This window comes from Paracoccus sulfuroxidans (assembly GCF_007830335.1).
In the GTDB taxonomy this organism is placed as follows: Bacteria; Pseudomonadota; Alphaproteobacteria; order Rhodobacterales; family Rhodobacteraceae; genus Paracoccus; species Paracoccus sulfuroxidans.
In genome coordinates this window covers 218,870-236,895 of record NZ_VLKU01000003.1, presented here as the reverse complement: position 1 = coordinate 236,895, position 18,026 = coordinate 218,870, and the positions used below count along the sequence as shown (strand labels likewise).

Genomic DNA, 18,026 nt, shown 5'->3' with positions numbered 1-18,026 from the left:
GTTCCGCCGAAGGCCCGGCTGGCAGACCATGTTCCAATCCGGCACGCGCGCCCGCCGAAGGTCGGAACCTTGTTCTTTCAACTGGATCCGGGTTAGATGACCTTCCAACGTCGGTCCGCAAGATCAATCGGATGACAGCATGACGGCTTCGCCCCATCCCCACGGCTCGCGCCTGCGCAGGTTTCTGCATGCGCTTGGCCCTGCCATGCATCGCCCGCGCGGGGCCGAGCCCTTCCGGGCGGGCCTTGGCGCCGGGCTGGGCCTGCTGGCGGTGGGCCTCTTGTTGGCGCATGCGCGGATGCTGGGGGGCAGCAGCCTGCAACAGGCGCTGCTGGTCGCGCCCATGGGGGCGACGGCGTTTCTGCTGTTCTCGATCCCGAACTCGCCGCTTGCGCAGCCGTGGTCGGCCATCGTCGGCAATACCTCGGCGGCGCTGGTCGCGCTGACGGTGATGCTGGTGCCGATGCCGCCGCCGGTCTCGATCGCGCTGGCGGTGGGGCTTGCGATCTGCGTCATGGGGCTGACGCGTTCCCTGCATCCGCCGGGAGCGGCGGTCGCGCTTGCCACCGTGCTGGAGGTGCAGCACGCGGGCCATCCGGGCTATGTCTTCGCGCTGTCGCCGATCCTGCTCGACACCGCTCTTCTGGTGCTGATGGCGGTGATCTGGAACCGGGCGACGGGGCGCAAATATCCCTTCCGCCAGCCGCCCGAGCCGTCGAGTGAAACGGATGCGGCCTCAAGCCTCTCGACCGAGGACCTTGAAGATATTCTGGACCGCTTCCGGCAATCGCCGAACATCGGCCCCGCCGACCTGCGCCGCATCCTTGTCGCCGCCGAGGAAGAGGCCGCGCGCCGCATCTATGGCGCGGTCACGGCGGGTCAGGTGATGACGCGCGATCCGGTGGCCGTCCGCGTCGGCACCCGGCTGAGCGTGCTGGCCGATCTGTTTCGCAAGCATGATTTCAAGACCGTGCCGGTGGTCGGCGCGCAGGGGCGGCTGCGCGGCCTGATCAGCCAGAACGACCTGATCCAGCGGGCGCGCGACCATGCGACATCGCATCACAACAGCTTCGCCGCCGCCATGGGGGCGCTCGCCCGTGCCACCGTGCGCGGCAGCATGCGGGCGGGCGACATCATGCGCCGCGACCCGAAGGCCGTCGCCCCCTCGACCCCCATCGGAGAGCTGATCCCCATGCTGGCCGATCAGGGCCTGCAAGCGGTCCCGGTGGTGCAGGATGAGCGGCTGGTGGGTATCGTCACCCGCTCGGACATGATGCGGGTGCTGGCGCAGGGGCTGACCCTGCGCCCGCTGATCGCGGGTGAGGCGCTTACGCGCTCGCCCGATCCAGCGCCGCCAGATCCTCGGCCGTCAAGCTAAGCTCCGCCGATTTCATCAGCGGTGCCAGCTGCGCAAGGCTGGTCGCGCTGGCGATAGGTGCGGTGACGCCCGGGCGGGTCATCAGCCAGGCCAGCGCCACCTCGGCGGGCTGCGCGCCATGCGCCTTCGCCACCTGATCCAGCGCGGCCAGAATCGCCTGCCCCTTGGGGTTCATGTAGCTGCCGATGCGGTTGCTGCGCGACGACCGCTCGACATCCGCCTGCGTGCGGTATTTCCCGGTCAGGAAGCCCGCCGCCAAGCCATAGTAGTTGACCACGCCCACCCCTTCGCGGATGCAAAGATCGGCCAGCGGACCTTCGAAACTGTCGCGCGAATAGAGGTTATATTCCGGCTGCAGCACCTGATAGGCGGGCAGGCCCTGATCGCGCGAGACCTGCAGCGCCTCGCCCAGCTGCGCGGCATCAAGGTTCGAGGCCCCGATGGCGCCGATCTTTCCGGCCTTCAGCAGCGCGTCATAGGCCCCCAGCGTTTCGGCATAGGGCGTCTCGGGGTCGGCCCAATGCGAGAAGTAAAGGTCGATCCGGTCGGTCTGCAGGCGGCGCAGAGAGCCCTCGACCGCCTCTGCGATCCAGCGCGCCGACAGACCCTTCTGACCGGGCTGGCCCAGATCCGAGCCGACCTTGGTGAAGATCACCACCCGTTCGCGCATGCCGGGGCGCGCCTTCAGCCAGCGGCCAATCACCGTCTCCGATTCGCCGCCCGAATTGCCCGGCGCCCATGACGAATAAACATCGGCGGTGTCGATCGCGTTGAAGCCATGGTCGACGAAAGCGTCCAGCAGGTCGAAGCTGGTCTTTTCATCGGCGGTCCAGCCGAACACGTTCCCGCCGAAAACCAGCGGAGCAATCGAAAGACCGGTCCGGCCCAGTGCGCGTTTCTGCATCGTCATTCCTTTCCAACGGCCCGCCCGCAGGGGCGCGCGGACGTGGCGGAATACTGCGCAGAACGCGCCGCAAGGGCAATGCGCCAGACGCATCAAGGATATGTCGGCGTCGTTTCCGGGTTGACGACCGCGCCCATCGGCGAAACAGCTTGAGCCTTGGCCGCGCGCATGCGGCCCCCTCTCGTCGGCCCGCGAACCCTTGGGTCGGCACAGCCGGAGAGCGAGATGGAGCTTTTTACCGCAAGCGGTCTGACCACGCTGCTGGAAGTGATCGGCATTGATCTGGTGCTGGCCGGAGACAATGCCGTCGTCATCGGACTGGCCGCCGCGGGCCTGCCGGCGGAACTGCGATCCCGCGCCATCCTGTTCGGCATTCTGGCCGCGACCGTGCTGCGCATCGGTCTGGCGCTGTTTGCCACCTGGGTCATGGGCATTCCCGGCGTCATTCTGGCGGGTGGGCTGCTGCTCAGCTGGGTCTGCTGGAAAATGTACCGTGAGCTGCGCAGCGGCGACAGCGCGGATGAGCATCCCGATGCTGCGCCTCCTCCGACCAAGACCTTCGGTCAGGCCGCGCTGCAGATCGTGCTGGCCGATGTCTCGATGTCGCTCGACAATGTGCTGGCCGTTGCCGGGGCCGCGCGAGAGCATCCGACGGTGCTGGTGATCGGGCTCGTGTTTTCGATCGCGCTGATGGGGCTGGCCGCCAGCTTCATCGCCCGGCTGCTGCACCGCCACCGCTGGATCGCCTATATGGGCCTTGGCATCATCGTCTATGTCGCGGCCACCATGCTGTGGCAGGGCGCGCAGGAATTCTGGCCCCAGCTTCAGGCCATGCTGGCCCGCTGATCCCGCGCCGCGCCGCATCCGCGCCCGGCCCATCCGGCGGGGCGTTTTGCATTCCGGCCTGCCGATTTTCGCGCCTATTCATTTTAAGCTTGAAATAAATTTCGGAGGGTGCAAGCTTTCTTTCGAAACCTGCCCTGCGAAGTGGAGGCGCAAGATGCAGGTCGCGGAAGCGGTGCGGGCATGCCTGCGCCGACGCCTCGGTCCATGGCATCGCGCATGTCGACAATCAGGCAGGCTTACCCCATCGGCGCGGTCGCGACCCCGCCGGTCCAGCGGAGGCCACAGATGCAACTTGGACCCAGCGGTCACGTCGACAGCTTCACGCGCGACAACCTGCCTCCGTTCGATCTCTGGCCCGAGCTGACGACGGGGCCCGACTATCCCGAATGGCTGAACGCGGGGCATGAGCTGTCGGATGCGATGGTCGCGCGCGGGTTCGGCGACCATATCGCGCTGACCGGCAACGGGCGGACCCGGACCTACAAGGAGTTGGCCGACTGGTCGAACCGCATCGCCCGCGCGCTGATCGAGGATTTTGGGCTGAAGCCCGGCAACCGCGTGCTGATCCGCTCGGCCAACAATCCGGCGATGGTCGCGGCCTGGCTGGGGGTGACGAAGGCGGGCGGCGTCGCGGTCAACACCATGCCCATGCTGCGCGCGGGAGAGCTGGTCAAGATCGTGAAGAAAGCCCGCGTCAGCCATGTGCTCTGCGACACCCGCATCATGGATGAGATCGTGCAGGCCGCCAAGGAGACCGACCAGCCGATGCGGGTGATCGGCTTTGACGGCACCGCCAACCATGATGGAGAGCTGGACCGCGCCGCGCTGGCCAAGCCCGTCCGCTTCGATCCGGTCCGCACCGGGCGCGATGATGTGGCACTCTTGGCCTTCACCTCGGGCACGACCGGAGAGCCGAAAGCCACCATGCATTTCCACCGCGACCTGCTGATGATCGCGGATCTTTACGCGCGCGAGGTGCTGGCCGTCACGCCCGAGGATGTGTTGGTGGGCTCGCCGCCCCTAGCCTTCACCTTCGGCTTGGGGGGCCTCGCGATCTTTCCGCTGCGCTTTGGCGCGCAGGCCGTGCTGCTGGAGGACGCGACCCCGCCCCGCATGATCGAGATCATCCAGCGCCACAAGGCCACGATCTGCTTCACCGCGCCCACCGCTTACCGCGTGATGCTGAACGCCATGGCAGAAGGGGCGGACCTGTCCTCGCTGCGCGCCGCCGTCTCGGCTGGCGAGACGCTGCCCGCGCCCATCTATGAGGAATGGATCACCCGCACCGGCAAACCCATGCTCGACGGCATCGGCGCGACCGAGATGCTGCATATCTTCATCACCAACCGCTTCGGCGACTCGCGCCCCGCCTGCACCGGCCGTCCCGTCGCGGGGTTCGAGGCCAAGGTGATCGGCCCCGACGGCGCGGAACTGCCGCGCGGAGAGATCGGGCGGCTGGCCGTGCGCGGCCCCTTGGGCTGCCGCTATATGCAGGATGAGGCCAAGCAGCGCGCCTATGTGAAGGACGGCTGGAACCTGACGGGCGACGCCTTCCTGCAAGATGAGGACGGCTATTTCCACTTCGCCGCGCGGCAGGACGGGATCATCCTGTCCTCGGGTTACAATATCGCGGGCCCCGAGGTCGAAGCGGCGCTGCTTGCCCATCCCGATGTGCTGGAATGCGCGGTCATCGGCGCGCCCGACGCCGATCGCGGCCAGATCGTAGAGGCGCATGTCGTGCTGCGCCCCGGCCTTGCGGGCGATCCCCTGCGGACGAAAGCCCTGCAGGATCACGTGAAGGCGCTGATCGCGCCCTATAAATACCCCCGCTCGGTCATCTTCAGGGACGCGCTGCCCAAGACCGAAAGCGGCAAGATCCAGCGGTTCCGGCTGCGAGAAACCATGTAAGAAGTTGAAAGAACCCCTTTCATCGCCCTGACAATCGGGCGACACATGGGGCAGATCCCCGCCCAACGGGGGCACATAAACGACCACAGGGAGAGGTCCATGAAACTCAGCAAACGTCTTGGCCTGACCACGGCCCTTATCGCGGGCATGGCCATCGCCGCCCCCGCCATGGCCGAGGTCAAGGTCGGCATGATCACCACGCTTTCGGGCGGCGGTGCGGGGCTTGGCATCGACACCCGCGACGGCTTCCAGCTGGCGCTGAAACAGGCGGGCGACAAGGCCAAGGACATCGAGCTGCTGATCGAGGATGATCAGCAGAAGCCCGATGTCGCCGTGCAGATCGCCGACAAGATGATCCAGTCGGACAATGTCGACGTGCTGACCGGCATCGTCTGGTCGAACCTGGCCATGGCGGTGGTTCCGGCAGCGGTGGGTCAGGGCAAGTTCTACCTTTCGACCAACGCCGCCCCTTCGGCGCTGGCAGGCAAGGGCTGCAACCCGAACTATTTCTCGGTCTCGTATCAGAACGACAACCTGCATGAGGCCGCGGGTGCCTATGCCAATGACGCGGGCTTCAAGAAGGTCTTCATCATGGCGCCGAACTATCCGGCGGGTAAGGATTCGCTCGCGGGCTTCAAGCGCTATTACAAGGGCGATATCGCGTCCGAGGTCTATACCCAGGTCGGCCAGACCGATTACGCCGGAGAGATCGCGCAGATCCGCGCCTCGGGGGCTGATGCGGTCTTCTTCTTCCTGCCGGGCGGCATGGGCATCGCCTTCATGAAGCAATACGCGGGTTCCGGCGTCGAGACCCCGGTGATCGGCCCCGCCTTCTCGTTCAGCCAGGACGTGCTGCCTGCGGTGGGCGAGGCGGCGCTTGGCGTCAAGAACACCTCGAACTGGTCGAAGGACATCGACAACCCGGCCAACAAGGCCTTCGTCGAGGCCTTCCAGGCCGATTACAACCGCCTGCCCTCGATCTATGCGGCCTATGGCTATGACACGGCGAACCTGCTGCTTTCGGCGCTGGAAAAGGCGCAGCCTTCCGATGCCGAGGCCTTCCGCGCCGCGCTGAAAGAGGCAAGCTTTGACAGCGTGCGCGGCAAGTTCAGCTTCGGCCCGAACAACCACCCGATCCAGGACCTCTATGTCCGCGAGGTGATCGACGAAAACGGCACGCTGACGAACAAGATCATCGCGACGGCCATGACCGATCACGGCGACGCCTACGCGGCCGAATGCAAGATGTGATCCTGCCTTTGCCCCCGGCCAAAACCGGGGGCATCCTTGCGCCTGACCGGAGACCCTCGCCTTGACCTTGCTCATCGAGCAGGCCCTGAACGGGCTGCAATACGGGATGATGCTGTTCGTCATGGCCGCCGGTCTGACGCTGATCTTCGGCGTCATGGGGCTGATCAACCTGGCCCATGGCTCACTTTACATGGTCGGCGCTTTCGCCTGTGCGGCGGTGGCGGCGGCTACGGGCTCGTATTGGCTGGGGCTGGTCGCCAGCCTGATCGCCGCCGCCTTCGTCGGCGCGCTGGTCGAGCGGCTGGTGATCCGCCGCCTTTACACCCGCGATCATCTGGATCAGGTGCTGGCGACCTTCGCGCTGATCCTGATCTTTTCGGAAGGCACGCGCTGGCTTTTCGGCTCTTTCCCGCTTTACCTGTCGCTGCCGCCTGCGCTTGCGGGCGCGGTCAGCCTGCCAGGGGGCGTCACCTACCCCGTCTTCCGCCTTGTGATCATCGCGGTCGGCGCGCTGATCGCGCTTGGCCTCTGGCTGCTCATCGGGCGCACCCGCCTTGGCATCCGCATCCGCGCCGGTGAGGCCGACCGCGAGATGATCTCGGCCCTCGGCGTCGACATCGGCGCGCTTTACACCGCCGTCTTCGCGCTTGGCGCGGCGCTGGCGGGCATGGCGGGCGCGCTGGTCGGCACGCTGCAATCGGTGCAGGTCGGGATGGGGGAGCCAGTCCTGATCCTAGCCTTCGTGACCGTGGTGATCGGCGGCATCGGCTCGATCAAGGGGGCGTTCATCGGCGCGCTACTGGTCGGCATCACCGACACGCTGGGCAAGGCGCTGCTGCCCGTGCTGTTGCAGCCGGTGCTGGGCGCGGGCGCGGGGCCGGTGGGGGCGGCGCTGGCCTCGGTCCTGATCTATCTCTTGATGGCGGTGGTGCTGATCTGGCGGCCGCAGGGCCTTTACGGGGCGAGGGCATAGGATGCGGCGCGAGGCCATTCTCGACATAGCAATCTTCGCTCTGCTGGTGCTGTTTGCGCTGGTGGCCTTCGCCACGGGGCAGAATTTCGCCGTCACCATCGCCACCAAGATCGCCATTCTGGCGCTGGCCGGTGTCGGGCTGAACCTGGCGCTTGGCTATGGCGGGCTCGTGTCCTTCGGGCACGCCGCCTTCTTCGGCATCGGCGGCTATGTCACCGCGATCCTCGCCAGCCACGCCGCGAATTACGAACCGCTGGCCTTCGGCCTGCCGGGCACGACGCAGATGCTGGTGATCTGGCCCGTCGCGATGATCGTCGCGGGAATTGCCGGGCTGGTCATCGGGGCGCTGAGCCTGGGCACCTCGGGCGTCTATTTCATCATGGTGACGCTGGCCTTCGCGCAGATGCTTTACTACCTCGCCGTCAGCTGGCCCGCCTATGGGGGCGAGGATGGGCTCAGCTTCTATGTCCGCAACAGCTTTCCGGGCGTGAACACACTGGCCCCCGTCCCCTTCTTCGCGATCTGTGCCAGCCTGCTGGCGCTGGCGCTGCTGGTCAGCGCCTGCCTCACCCGGTCCCGCTTCGGGCTGGCGCTGCAGGCCACGCGGCAAAACCCCATGCGCACCACGGCGACGGGCATCCGCCCCTTCCCCGTGCGGCTGGTGGCCTTCGTCATCTCGGCGATGATCTGCGGGCTTGCGGGTTCGCTTTACGCCGACCTCAACCGCTTCGTCAGCCCGGCCAGCATGTCCTGGCACATGTCGGGTGAGATCATGGTCTTCGTCATTCTGGGCGGCGTCGGTCGGCTGGCCGGGCCCATCGCGGGCGCGGCGGTTTTTATCGCGCTCGAGCAGCTTCTGGGCCCCGTCTCGGACTATTGGCTGGGGCTGGTGGGGGTGCTTTTGCTGCTGATCGTGCTGTTCGCGCCCGGCGGCATCACCGGCCTGATCCTGCGCGAGAAACGCCATGGCTGAGCCGATCCTTGAACTGACCGATCTGCGCAAAAGCTTCGGCGCGCTGAAGGCCACCGATGGCGTCAGCCTGACCCTTCTGCCCGGAGAGATCCACGCCCTGATCGGCCCGAATGGCGCGGGCAAATCGACGCTGATCAAGCAGATCGTGGGCGAGATCCGCCCCGACAGCGGCACGGTCCGCTTCATGGGGCAAGGGATCGACGCGCTGGACGTGGCTGCGCGGGCGCGGCTGGGGCTGGCGCGCAGCTTTCAGGTCTCGCAGGTCATCCCCGATTTTACCGTGCTGCAGAACGTCATGCTGGCGGTGATGGGCGCGCAGGGCCGCGTCTTCCGCTTTCTGCGCCCGGCGCTGCGCGACCCCGGCCTGACCGAGCCCGCAGCCCAGCATCTCGAAGCCGCCGGGCTGGCCGGGCGCGAGGGCGTCAAGGCCGCCGCCCTGTCGCATGGCGAGCGCCGCAAGCTGGAGATTGCCATGGCGCTGGCGCTTCAGCCGCGCGCCTTCCTGCTGGATGAACCCATGGCAGGCATGGGGCTGGAGGGCGCGCAGCAGTTGACGACGCTTCTGTCTGACCTGCGCGCCAAGGCCCCGATCCTGCTGGTCGAACATGACATGGATGCAGTCTTTGCGCTGGCCGACCGGATCTCGGTTCTGGTCTATGGCCGCCTGATCGCGACCGGCACCGTGGCCGAGATCCGCGCCAACCCCGAGGTCCAGCGCTCCTATCTAGGGGAAGAGGCATGACCCTTCTGTCTCTGGAAAATGTCACCGCCTCTTACGGCCAGATCGCCGTTCTGCATGGCGTCACCCTGTCGCTGGCCGAAGGTGAGGTGCTGGCGCTGATGGGCCGGAACGGCATGGGCAAGTCGACGACGATCAAGGCGATCTGCAGGCTTCTGCGCCCGACCGGCGGGACGATCCGTCTGGGGGCTGAGGATATCGGCGGCCTGCTGCCCCATCAGGCCGCGCGTCGCGGGCTGGGACTGGTGCCCGAGGGCCGCCGCGTCTTCGGCCCGCTGACGGTTGAGGAAAACCTGACCGTCGCCGCCCGCCCCGGCGACTGGACCATGGCCCGGGTCACCGCGCTCTTCCCGCGACTGGGCGAACGCATGGCGCAGCAGGCCCGCACGCTGTCGGGGGGTGAACAGCAGATGCTGGCCATCGGGCGCGCCCTGATGACGAACCCGCGCCTTCTGATCCTTGACGAGGCGACCGAGGGGCTGGCCCCCGTCGTGAGGCAGGAAATCTGGGGAGGCATCCGGGCGCTGAAATCCGAAGGGCTGTCGATTCTGGTGGTCGACAAATCTCTGAAAGAGCTGGCCTCGGTCGCCGACCGCGCCGTGATCCTTGAACGCGGGCGCAGCGTCTGGACGGGCACCCTGCCCGAGATCACCCCCGATCTGGCGCAGCGCTGGCTGGGGGTCTGAGGCCAAACACCGCGCATCGCCCCGGATCGCCGCCACAGGTTCCATGTTTTCTTGATACCAAAGCCCCACCGGCTCGGCTAAATGCTGAAAAACAGTGACCTACTTGTCGGAAAGACCCCAGCATGACCGCCAACGCCCTTCCCACCCGTATCGAGCATGACCTGATCGGGGATCGCGCCGTGCCCGCTGACGCCTATTACGGCGTCCATACGCTGCGCGCCGTCGAGAACTTTCCGATTTCGGGCCAGACCCTGTCGCAGGCCCCCGACCTGATCAACGCGCTGGCCGCGATCAAGGAGGCCGCCGCCGAGGCCAACTGCCAGCTGGGCATCCTCAGCCGCGAGATCGCCGATGCGATCGGGGCGGCCTGCCGCGAGATCCGGGAAGGCGCGCTGCATGACCAGTTCATCGTCGACCTGATCCAGGGCGGCGCGGGCACCTCGACCAATATGAACGCCAATGAGGTGATCGCGAACCGCGCGCTGGAGCTTATGGGCCATGCCAAGGGCGAATATCAGTTCCTGCACCCGAACGAACACGTCAACATGGGCCAGTCGACGAATGACGTCTATCCGACGGCGCTGAAGCTGGCGGCATGGGCGGGGATCCAGCGGCTGTCGGGCGCGATGGGCGTGCTGCGCACCGCCTTTGCCGAAAAGGCCGTCGAGTTCTCTGACGTGCTGAAAATGGGCCGCACGCAGCTTCAGGACGCGGTGCCGATGACGCTGGGGCAGGAATTCGGCACCTATGCCCGCATGCTTTCGGAAGATGAGCTGCGACTGGCCGAAGCCGCGCAACTGATCTGCGAGATCAACCTTGGTGCCACCGCCATCGGCACCGGCATCACCGCCCACCCGCTTTACGCCGCCAAGGTCTGCGAGAACCTGTCGCGGATCACCGGCATCACGCTGATCACCGCCCCCGACCTGATCGAGGCGACGCAGGATTGCGGCGCCTTCGTGCAGCTGTCGGGCGTCTTGAAGCGCATCGTGGTGAAACTGTCGAAATCCTGCAGCGACCTGCGCCTTCTGTCCTCGGGGCCGCGCGCGGGCTTCAACGAAATCAACCTGCCCGCCATGCAGGCCGGGTCCTCGATCATGCCGGGCAAGGTCAACCCGGTCATCCCCGAGGTGGTCAATCAGGTCGCCTTCGAGGTGATCGGCAATGACGTCACCATCTCGATGGCGGCCGAGGCCGGGCAGTTGCAGCTGAACGCCTTCGAGCCGATCATCTTCTACAGCCTGCACCGCAGCCTGACCCATCTGACCGCCGCCTGCCTGACGCTGGAAAAGAACTGCGTGCGCGGCATCACCGCCAATCGCGAACGCCTGCGCGACATGGTCGAACATTCCATCGGCATCGTCACCGCGCTGAATCCCTATATCGGCTATAGCAACGCCACCGAGGTCGCACTGGAGGCGCATCGCACCGGGCGCGGCGTGGTCGAGATCGTGCTGGAGCGCGGGCTGATGGCCCCTGAAACGCTGAAGGCCGTGCTGCAGCCCGACACCCTGACCCGCCCGACCGAGATTCTGGTCCCGGCCGCCAAGCCCGCCCAGTAAGCTGACGGCCGCGACGGGTCTATCGGGTTTCGGGGATCACCGCCGTGACCTCGATCTCGACCTTGGCGCGGTCCTCGACCAAAGCCACGACCTGTACCAGCGCCATCGCCGGGTAATGCCGACCGATATGCGCCTTATAGGCCGCGCCGATGTCCTTGAGGCTGGCCAGATAATCGTGCTTGTCGGTCACATACCAGGTCATCCGCACGATGTGTTCGGGGCGCGCGCCCGCCTCGGCCAGCACCTCGACGATGGATCGCAGCGCCTGATCGACTTGCCCGGCGAAGTCATCGGTCTCGAACTCGTATTGCGTGTTCCAGCCGATGATGCCCCCGGTCACCACAAGGCGGCCCGTGGCGGCAACGCCGTTCGAATAGCCGCTGGGCTTTTTCCAATGCGACGGGTTCAGAAACTGCAGCGAATTCTGGGTCATGTCCCCTCCTGAAGGGCGGCAAGTCTGGTGCGGATCTGTTCGGGCCAGGGCGTTGCGCGCTTGTCTGCCCCCAGCCAGACCAGCGTGTGCTGGGTCGCGATGCGCGCCTGCCCCGCGCCTTCGGCCGCAAGGGCAAAGCTGGCCGAGCTGGTGCCCAGCCGCGTGACCCGCAGGCTCCAGTCCAGCAGATCGCCCAGACGCGAGGGCGCGGTGAAATCAGTCTCGATCCGCACGGTCGGGGCGCCGAACCCCTCCTCCATCATGCGGTGATAGGGATAGTCCACAACCTCGCGGAAGAAATTCTCCAGCACCGAATTCGCCATCTCGTAATAGCGCGGGAAGAAGACGATGCCCGCAGGGTCGCAATGGTTGAACTCGACCCGGATCTGGCGGCGATAGGTCATGTATTGGCCTCGGGCGGCAGGAAATTCACGTCATGTTCAGCCGAGACGCGCACGACCTCATCAACATCGGTCATCCCGTGCAGCTTTTCGAACAAGGACCGCAGCCGTCCGGCGGGCGAAACCCAGAAGAGCGCGCGGGCAGGCGTGTCGCCCTTGTTGAAATAGCCATGCGGGACACCCTTCGGCATGCGGACCAGATCGCCCGCTTTGGCGACCGACCAGACACCATCCAGCTTCACATGCAGCTCGCCCTCCTGCACCAGAATGAATTCATCCTGCGTCGGGTGGATATGGACGGGGACGAATTGACCAGCCTCGGAATTCGTCTCGAAGGAAAAGCTGCTGGCGCAATCCGATTTCGGAAAATAGCGCTGGCCCAGAATGTTCCATTCCACACCCTCGATACCGTCGCCCGCGCGAGTGATGCCACCGTCCAGTTCCTTGTCCATGCCGATCTCCCTTGGCTATGCGAGGATATTGCGTGCGATAATGACCTTTTGCACGTCGCTTGCACCCTCATAGATGCGCAGGGCGCGAATTTCGCGGTAGAGGCTTTCGACCACCGCGCCCGAGCGTACGCCCTCGCCGCCGAAAAGCTGGACCGCCGTGTCGATGACCTTCTGCGCGGTCTCGGTCGCGTGCAGCTTGGCCATCGCGGCTTCGCGGGTGATGCGGGGCGCGCCCCGGTCCTTGGCCCAGGCGGCGCGATAGACCAGCAGTGCCGAGGCATCGATGCCAAGCGCCATATCGGCCAGATGCCCCTGCACCATCTGCAATTCCGCCAGCGGCTGGCCCTGAATGCGGCGCGCCGTGACGCGGGCCACGGCCTCATCCAGCGCGCGGCGGGCAAAGCCAAGCGCCGCCGCGCCGACGGTCGGGCGAAAGACGTCCAGCACCGACATGGCCAGCTTGAACCCCTCGCCCGGCTTGCCGATCAGCGCATCTGCGGGCAGGCGCAAATCGTCCAGCCGCAGCGTCGCCAGAGGATGGGGCGCGATGGTGTCCAGCCGCTCGGCAATGGTCAAGCCGGGGGTATCGGCGGGCATCAGGAAGGCCGAGAGGCCGCGTGCCCCGGGTGCCTCGCCGGTGCGGGCGAAAATCACGTAGAGATCGGCGATCCCGCCGTTCGAGATCCAGGTCTTCTCACCGTTCAGCACCCATTCCTCGCCCACCCGTTCGGCGGTGGTCGCGGTCGCCGCCACGTCCGAGCCCGAAGCGGGCTCGGTCAGCGCGAAGGCTGAAATGGCCTGCCCGGCGCGGGTCTTTTCCAGCCAGGCGCGCTGCGCGGGCGAGCCGAACAGGCTGACCGCGCCCATGCCAAGCCCCTGCATGGCGAAGGCGAAGTCGGCCAACCCGTCATGGCGGGCCAGCGTCTCGCGGATCAGGCAGAGGCTGCGGACGTCCAGCGCCTCACCCTCACCCGCGCCCGAATGGCGCAGCCAGCCGCCCGCCCCCAGATCCCTGACGAGCGCACGGCAGGCCGCATCGACGTCATGGTGATCGACCGGCAGATGCGCGCCCGCCCAGGCGTCCAGCGCCGCCGCCAGTTCGCGGTGCCGGTCCTCGAAGAACGGCCAGTCCAGAAAGCTGCGGTCGGCCATGTCAGTCCCCCTTGAACACCGGCTTTTCCTTGGCGACGAAGGCGTGGTAGGCGCGCTCAAAATCGCGGGTCTGCATGCAGATTGCCTGTGCCTGCGCCTCGGCCTCGATGGCCTGCTCAAGCCCCATGTTCCATTCCTGATTGAGCTGGGTCTTGGTGATCCCATGGGCGAAGGTCGGCCCGGCGGCCAGACGCTGGGCCAGTTTCAGCGCCTCGATCTCCAGCAGGTCGGCGTGGTGCAGCGCGTTCCAGAAACCCCACCGCTCGCCCTCTTCGCCGGTCATGGCGCGGCCGGTGTAAAGCAGTTCCGCCGCGCGGCCCTGCCCTATGATGCGGGGCAGGATGGCGCAGGCCCCCATGTCGCAGCCCGCCAGCCCGACGCGGGTGAACAGGAACGCGCAGCGCGATTCATGCGTCGCCAGCCGCAGGTCCGAGGCCATGGCGACAATCGCCCCCGCGCCCACGCAGATGCCGTCGACCGCCGCGATGATGGGCTTGCCGCAGCCGATCATCGCCTTGACCAGATCGCCGGTCATGCGGGTGAAGGCCAGCAGGTCCTTCATATCCATGCCCACCAGCGGGCCGATGATGTCATGCACATCCCCGCCCGAGCAGAAATTCCCGCCGTTCGAGGCGAAGATCACCACATCCACATCGGTCGCATAGACCAGCGCGCGGAAGGTGTCGCGCAGCTCGGCATAGCTTTCGAAGGTCAGCGGGTTCTTGCGATCGGGACGGTTCAGACGCACCGTCGCGATGCGGTCCTTGACCTCCCACAGGAAATGCTGCGGCTTCAGCCCGGCCAGTTCGGTCATCTTTTCACTCCGATGCGTTTGAAGACATTGGTCAGCGTCTCGATTTCCTCGCGCGAGAGGTCGCCGAAAATGCGGTCGATTTCCTCTTCATGCTCGGCGGCAAGGCCCTCGAACCCGGCGAGCCCCTCGGGCGTCAGCGCGACGAACACGGTGCGCCGGTCGGTGGGCGAGGGCGTGCGGCGGACATGGCCGTCCTTCTCCAGCCGGTCGACGACCGCCGTGGCATTCCCGTTCGAGACCAGCAGCATGCGCGACAGTTCCGACATGGTGCAGCCCTCGCGCCGGCGATAGAGCGCCGCCAGCACGTCAAAGCGCGGCAGGGTGGTGTCATGGCGCAGGCGCAGGAATTCGCGCAGATCCGCCTCGGCGGCGCGGGTGACGCCCAGCATGCGCACCCACAGCTTCAGCCGGGATTTGGACAGCTCGCTCATATCTCGCCCCCGGCGATGGCGATGGCCTGGCCGTTCATGCCCTCGGCCCCGGCCCCGCATAGCCACAGCGCGGTCGCGGTGACCTCGGCGGGCTGGATCAGGCGGTTCTGCGGGTTGAACGCCTCCAGCGCGGCGCGCGCCTGATCGGCAGAACGCCCGGTCTTGTCGCTGATGTTGCGGATCGAGGCGGCAGTCATCTCGGTGTCCAGAAAGCCCGGACAGATCGCGTTGACGGTGACAGGCGAGCGCGCGACCTCCAGCGCCAGTGAGCGCACCAGCCCCACCACCCCATGCTTGGCAGCGGCATAGGGGGCCACGCGCGCATAGCCCTTCAGCCCCGAGGTCGAAGCAATCGCGATCAGCCGCCCCCAGCCCGGCATCTGCCGCAGCCCTTCGCGGAAGGTCAGGAAAGTGCCGGTCAGGTTGACCACCAGCATCCGGTTCCAATCCTCCAGCGTGGTCTTCGCAAACGGCCCCGAGGTCGACTGCCCGGCATTGGCCACCACCACATCGACCGGACCCGCCGCCTGAAACAGCGCCGCGACCGAGGCCTCATCAGTCACGTCGCAGGCCAGCGGCCGGATGCGCGGATGGGTCGCGACCTCGGCCAGCGCCTGCGGACGCCGCCCGCAGATCACCACCTCGGCCCCGGCATCGGCAAAGCCGCGCGCCAGAGCCGCCCCCGTGCCCGAGCCGCCGCCCGTCACCAGCACCCGCCTGCCCTGCATGGTCATACCCGGATCGCCTCTGCCGCCTTGTCATGCAGCCGACGCGCCTGATCGCGGCCGTTCCAATAGGGCGCGGGCCAGTCGCTGGCCTCATCGCCCATCTGGGTCGCGGCATGCAGCGTCCAATAGGGATCGGCCAGATGCGGGCGGGCCAGACAGACCAGATCGGCGCGCCCGGCCAGCAGGATCGAGTTCACGTGATCCGGCTCGGTGATATTGCCGACGGCCATGGTCGCCAGCCCCGCCTCATTGCGGATGCGGTCGCTGAAGGGGGTCTGGAACATGCGGCCATAGATGGGCTTGGCGTCCGGCGTCGTCTGCCCGGCGGATACGTCGATGATATCGGCCCCGGCGTCATGGAACATGCGGGCGATCTCGACGGCCTCTTCAGGCGTGACGCCCTCGTCCCCGATCCAGTCATTGGCGGAGATCCGGACCGACATCGGCTTTTCGGCGGGCCAGGCGGCCCGCATCGCGCGGAACACCTCCAGCGGATAGCGCATGCGGTTTTCAAGGTCGCCGCCATATTCGTCGCCGCGCCGGTTCGACACCGGCGAGATGAAGCTTGAGATCAGATAGCCGTGCGCCGCATGCAGCTCGACCATGTCAAAGCCCGCCCGCGCGGCCATTTCGGTCGAGGCGACGAACTGCGCCGTCACCGCGTCCATATCGGCGCGCGTCATCTCGCGCGGGATCTGGTTTTCCGGCGACCACGCAATGGCCGAGGGCGCGATCAGCGGCCAGTTCCCGCCGGGCAAGGGCTTGTCCGTCCCCTCCCAGCCCACGCGGGTCGAGGCCTTGCGCCCCGCATGGCCGATCTGCATGCAGATTTTCGCCGTGGTCTCGGCATGAGTGAAATCGACCAGCCGCTTCCACGCGGCCTCATGCTCGGGCGCGTAAAGGCCGGGGCAACCGGGGGTGATGCGGCCCTCGGGCGCCACACAGGTCATCTCGGTATAGACCAGCCCCGCGCCGCCCTTCGCCCGCTCGGCGTAATGGACGAAATGCCAGTCGGTCGGCGTGCCGTCGACGGCCTTGTACTGCGCCATGGGCGAGACGACGATGCGGTTCTTCAACGCCATGTCGCGCAGCTGGAAGGGCGCGAACATCGGCGCGCGCCCGGGTTGGCCGCCCGCCTGCTGCTGAAACCAGTCCTCGGCATGGCCCAGCCATTCGGGGTCGCGCAGGCGCAGGTTTTCATGGCTGATGCGTTGGCTGCGGGTCAGCAGAGAATAGGCGAACTGTTCGGGCGGCAGGTCCAGATAGCGCTCGACCTGCTCGAACCATTCAAGGCTGTTGCGGGCGGCCGATTGCAGGCGCAGCACCTCGACCCGGCGTTCCTCCTGATAGCGCTGGAAGGCGGCCTGCATGTCGGCCTCGCTGTGCAGATACTCGGCCAGCGCGATCGCGCTGTCCATCGCCAGCCGCGTCCCCGACCCGATCGAGAAATGCCCGGTCGCCGCCGCATCGCCCATCAGGACGACATTGCCGTTGTACCAGCGTTCGCAGATGACGCGGGGAAACTGGATCCACACCGCCGAGCCGCGCAGATGCGTGGCGTTCGACATCAGCTCATGCCCGCCCAGATGGCGCGCGAAGATCTTGCGGCAGGTCTCGACGTTTTCTTCCTTCGTCATCTGCTCGAAGCCCAGCCGGTCCCAGGTTTCGGGCAGGGTCTCGACGATGAAGGTCGCGGTGTTGTCGTCGAACTGATAGACATGCGCCCAGACCCAACCGGCCTCGGTCGGCTCGAAGATGAAGGTGAAGGCGTCATCGAATTTCTGATGCGTGCCCAACCAGATGAACTTGCAGCGACGCAGGTCGATGTCGGGCTTGAACACATCCTGATATTCGGTGCGCACGAGGCTGTTGATGCCATCGGCCCCGACCACGAGATCATAATCCTTGCGATAGTCCTCGAAGTCCCTGAAGACGGTTTCGAACTGCAGATTGACGCCCAGCTCACGCGCCCGCGCCTGCAGGATGATCAGCAGTTGCTTGCGCCCGATCCCCGCAAACCCATGCCCGCCCGAGACGGTGCGCCGCCCGTCATGGATCACCGCGATATCGTCCCAATAGGCGAAATGCGACCGGATCGTATCGGTCGACACCGGGTCGTTGCGCTGCATCCGGCCAAGCGCGTCATCCGACAGCACGACGCCCCAGCCGAAGGTGTCATTGGCCTTGTTCCGCTCCAGCACGGTGATATCGTGCGAGGGGTCACGCAGCTTCATCGAGATCGCGAAGTAAAGACCGGCGGGTCCGCCGCCCAGACACAGGATCTTCATCGCAATGCTCCCCCATTCCCTGTCCGTCAGGCTGGCACCGGCGTGAATTTATTTCAAGCTCAAAATAATTTTCTTGCCATCAGGCGCGACCTCGCGACATCCTGCAG

The 18,026-nt window shown here is 66.4% G+C and carries 18 protein-coding genes; 9 read left to right on the top strand and 9 right to left on the bottom strand.

Features of this window, described 5'->3' with window-relative positions; all coding sequences use genetic code 11:
* Positions 1-139 precede the first annotated feature (139 nt).
* A complete protein-coding gene (locus IQ24_RS05980) occupies positions 140-1,378 on the top strand; it encodes an HPP family protein (protein ID WP_242007938.1) in 1,239 nt (412 codons plus the stop codon).
* Here IQ24_RS05980 and IQ24_RS05975 read toward each other — a convergent pair.
* Positions 1,329-2,282: an aldo/keto reductase gene (locus IQ24_RS05975; RefSeq protein WP_145396897.1), complete on the bottom strand. Its 954-nt coding sequence runs from the start codon at positions 2,280-2,282 to the stop codon at positions 1,329-1,331. The genes IQ24_RS05980 and IQ24_RS05975 overlap by 50 nt on opposite strands.
* Before the next feature lie 225 nt (positions 2,283-2,507).
* Here IQ24_RS05975 and IQ24_RS05970 point away from each other — a divergent pair, with 225 nt between their 5' ends.
* From IQ24_RS05970 to aspA, 8 genes are all read left to right on the top strand, one after another.
* Positions 2,508-3,128 (top strand): TerC family protein, encoded by a 621-nt coding sequence (locus IQ24_RS05970; RefSeq protein ID WP_145396896.1) that lies wholly within the window; start codon positions 2,508-2,510, stop codon positions 3,126-3,128.
* A 285-nt stretch (positions 3,129-3,413) separates the two neighbouring features.
* Entirely contained in the window at positions 3,414-5,036 is a 1,623-nt protein-coding gene (locus IQ24_RS05965; protein ID WP_145396895.1) for an AMP-binding protein, read from the top strand.
* Positions 5,037-5,135: 99 nt separating this feature from the next.
* The gene (locus tag IQ24_RS05960) at positions 5,136-6,287 is read left to right on the top strand and encodes an ABC transporter substrate-binding protein (protein WP_145396894.1); all 1,152 of its coding nucleotides are present in this window, start codon (positions 5,136-5,138) and stop codon (positions 6,285-6,287) included.
* A 61-nt stretch (positions 6,288-6,348) separates the two neighbouring features.
* Positions 6,349-7,260 (top strand): branched-chain amino acid ABC transporter permease, encoded by a 912-nt coding sequence (locus IQ24_RS05955; protein WP_145396893.1) that lies wholly within the window; start codon positions 6,349-6,351, stop codon positions 7,258-7,260.
* A gap of 1 nt (position 7,261) precedes the next feature.
* Positions 7,262-8,233 carry a branched-chain amino acid ABC transporter permease gene (locus tag IQ24_RS05950; RefSeq protein WP_145396892.1) on the top strand — a complete coding sequence of 324 codons (972 nt, stop codon included), beginning with the start codon at positions 7,262-7,264 and terminating at the stop codon, positions 8,231-8,233.
* Positions 8,226-8,975: an ABC transporter ATP-binding protein gene (locus IQ24_RS05945; protein WP_145396891.1), complete on the top strand. Its 750-nt coding sequence runs from the start codon at positions 8,226-8,228 to the stop codon at positions 8,973-8,975. The genes IQ24_RS05950 and IQ24_RS05945 overlap by 8 nt, the downstream gene beginning before the upstream one ends.
* Positions 8,972-9,658, top strand: a complete 687-nt coding sequence (locus IQ24_RS05940) for an ABC transporter ATP-binding protein (RefSeq protein ID WP_145396890.1) — start codon at positions 8,972-8,974, stop codon at positions 9,656-9,658. The genes IQ24_RS05945 and IQ24_RS05940 overlap by 4 nt, the downstream gene beginning before the upstream one ends.
* A gap of 122 nt (positions 9,659-9,780) precedes the next feature.
* Positions 9,781-11,220 (top strand): aspartate ammonia-lyase, encoded by a 1,440-nt coding sequence (gene aspA / locus IQ24_RS05935; protein WP_145396889.1) that lies wholly within the window; start codon positions 9,781-9,783, stop codon positions 11,218-11,220.
* 19 nt (positions 11,221-11,239) lie between these two features.
* Here aspA and IQ24_RS05930 read toward each other — a convergent pair whose 3' ends face one another.
* From IQ24_RS05930 to IQ24_RS05895, 8 genes are read right to left on the bottom strand one after another with little or no spacing between them, the layout of a single operon-like run.
* Positions 11,240-11,653 (bottom strand): RidA family protein, encoded by a 414-nt coding sequence (locus tag IQ24_RS05930; RefSeq protein ID WP_145396888.1) that lies wholly within the window; start codon positions 11,651-11,653, stop codon positions 11,240-11,242.
* Complete coding sequence (locus IQ24_RS05925; RefSeq protein WP_145396887.1) at positions 11,650-12,057, bottom strand: acyl-CoA thioesterase; 408 nt, start codon at positions 12,055-12,057, stop codon at positions 11,650-11,652. Before IQ24_RS05925 ends, IQ24_RS05930 begins: the two co-directional genes overlap by 4 nt.
* A complete protein-coding gene (locus tag IQ24_RS05920; RefSeq protein ID WP_145396886.1) occupies positions 12,054-12,506 on the bottom strand; it encodes a cupin domain-containing protein in 453 nt (150 codons plus the stop codon). Before IQ24_RS05920 ends, IQ24_RS05925 begins: the two co-directional genes overlap by 4 nt.
* Before the next feature lie 15 nt (positions 12,507-12,521).
* Positions 12,522-13,658, bottom strand: coding sequence for an acyl-CoA dehydrogenase family protein (locus tag IQ24_RS05915; RefSeq protein ID WP_145396885.1), 1,137 nt, complete (start codon positions 13,656-13,658; stop codon positions 12,522-12,524).
* 1 nt (position 13,659) lies between these two features.
* Positions 13,660-14,472 (bottom strand): enoyl-CoA hydratase family protein, encoded by an 813-nt coding sequence (locus IQ24_RS05910; protein WP_145396884.1) that lies wholly within the window; start codon positions 14,470-14,472, stop codon positions 13,660-13,662.
* A complete protein-coding gene (locus IQ24_RS05905; protein WP_145396883.1) occupies positions 14,469-14,903 on the bottom strand; it encodes a MarR family winged helix-turn-helix transcriptional regulator in 435 nt (144 codons plus the stop codon). Before IQ24_RS05905 ends, IQ24_RS05910 begins: the two co-directional genes overlap by 4 nt.
* Complete coding sequence (locus IQ24_RS05900; protein WP_145396882.1) at positions 14,900-15,637, bottom strand: SDR family NAD(P)-dependent oxidoreductase; 738 nt, start codon at positions 15,635-15,637, stop codon at positions 14,900-14,902. Before IQ24_RS05900 ends, IQ24_RS05905 begins: the two co-directional genes overlap by 4 nt.
* A complete protein-coding gene (locus IQ24_RS05895) occupies positions 15,634-17,919 on the bottom strand; it encodes a bifunctional salicylyl-CoA 5-hydroxylase/oxidoreductase (RefSeq protein ID WP_145396881.1) in 2,286 nt (761 codons plus the stop codon). The genes IQ24_RS05900 and IQ24_RS05895 overlap by 4 nt, the downstream gene beginning before the upstream one ends.
* Positions 17,920-18,026 lie beyond the last annotated feature (107 nt).

What these genes read in the sequence shown, in the direction of transcription:
- IQ24_RS05930 (WP_145396888.1), bottom strand. Translation starts at nt 11,653, where the DNA reads ATGACCCAGAATTCGCTGCAGTTTCTGAACCCGTCGCATTGGAAAAAG.
- IQ24_RS05895 (WP_145396881.1), bottom strand. Translation starts at nt 17,919, where the DNA reads ATGAAGATCCTGTGTCTGGGCGGCGGACCCGCCGGTCTTTACTTCGCG.
- IQ24_RS05920 (WP_145396886.1), bottom strand. Translation starts at nt 12,506, where the DNA reads ATGGACAAGGAACTGGACGGTGGCATCACTCGCGCGGGCGACGGTATC.
- IQ24_RS05910 (WP_145396884.1), bottom strand. Translation starts at nt 14,472, where the DNA reads ATGACCGAACTGGCCGGGCTGAAGCCGCAGCATTTCCTGTGGGAGGTC.
- IQ24_RS05945 (WP_145396891.1), top strand. Translation starts at nt 8,226, where the DNA reads ATGGCTGAGCCGATCCTTGAACTGACCGATCTGCGCAAAAGCTTCGGC.
- IQ24_RS05915 (WP_145396885.1), bottom strand. Translation starts at nt 13,658, where the DNA reads ATGGCCGACCGCAGCTTTCTGGACTGGCCGTTCTTCGAGGACCGGCAC.
- IQ24_RS05980 (WP_242007938.1), top strand. Translation starts at nt 140, where the DNA reads ATGACGGCTTCGCCCCATCCCCACGGCTCGCGCCTGCGCAGGTTTCTG.
- IQ24_RS05960 (WP_145396894.1), top strand. Translation starts at nt 5,136, where the DNA reads ATGAAACTCAGCAAACGTCTTGGCCTGACCACGGCCCTTATCGCGGGC.
- IQ24_RS05905 (WP_145396883.1), bottom strand. Translation starts at nt 14,903, where the DNA reads ATGAGCGAGCTGTCCAAATCCCGGCTGAAGCTGTGGGTGCGCATGCTG.
- IQ24_RS05950 (WP_145396892.1), top strand. Translation starts at nt 7,262, where the DNA reads ATGCGGCGCGAGGCCATTCTCGACATAGCAATCTTCGCTCTGCTGGTG.
- IQ24_RS05900 (WP_145396882.1), bottom strand. Translation starts at nt 15,637, where the DNA reads ATGACCATGCAGGGCAGGCGGGTGCTGGTGACGGGCGGCGGCTCGGGC.
- IQ24_RS05970 (WP_145396896.1), top strand. Translation starts at nt 2,508, where the DNA reads ATGGAGCTTTTTACCGCAAGCGGTCTGACCACGCTGCTGGAAGTGATC.
- IQ24_RS05925 (WP_145396887.1), bottom strand. Translation starts at nt 12,057, where the DNA reads ATGACCTATCGCCGCCAGATCCGGGTCGAGTTCAACCATTGCGACCCT.
- IQ24_RS05940 (WP_145396890.1), top strand. Translation starts at nt 8,972, where the DNA reads ATGACCCTTCTGTCTCTGGAAAATGTCACCGCCTCTTACGGCCAGATC.
- IQ24_RS05975 (WP_145396897.1), bottom strand. Translation starts at nt 2,282, where the DNA reads ATGCAGAAACGCGCACTGGGCCGGACCGGTCTTTCGATTGCTCCGCTG.
- IQ24_RS05965 (WP_145396895.1), top strand. Translation starts at nt 3,414, where the DNA reads ATGCAACTTGGACCCAGCGGTCACGTCGACAGCTTCACGCGCGACAAC.
- aspA (WP_145396889.1), top strand. Translation starts at nt 9,781, where the DNA reads ATGACCGCCAACGCCCTTCCCACCCGTATCGAGCATGACCTGATCGGG.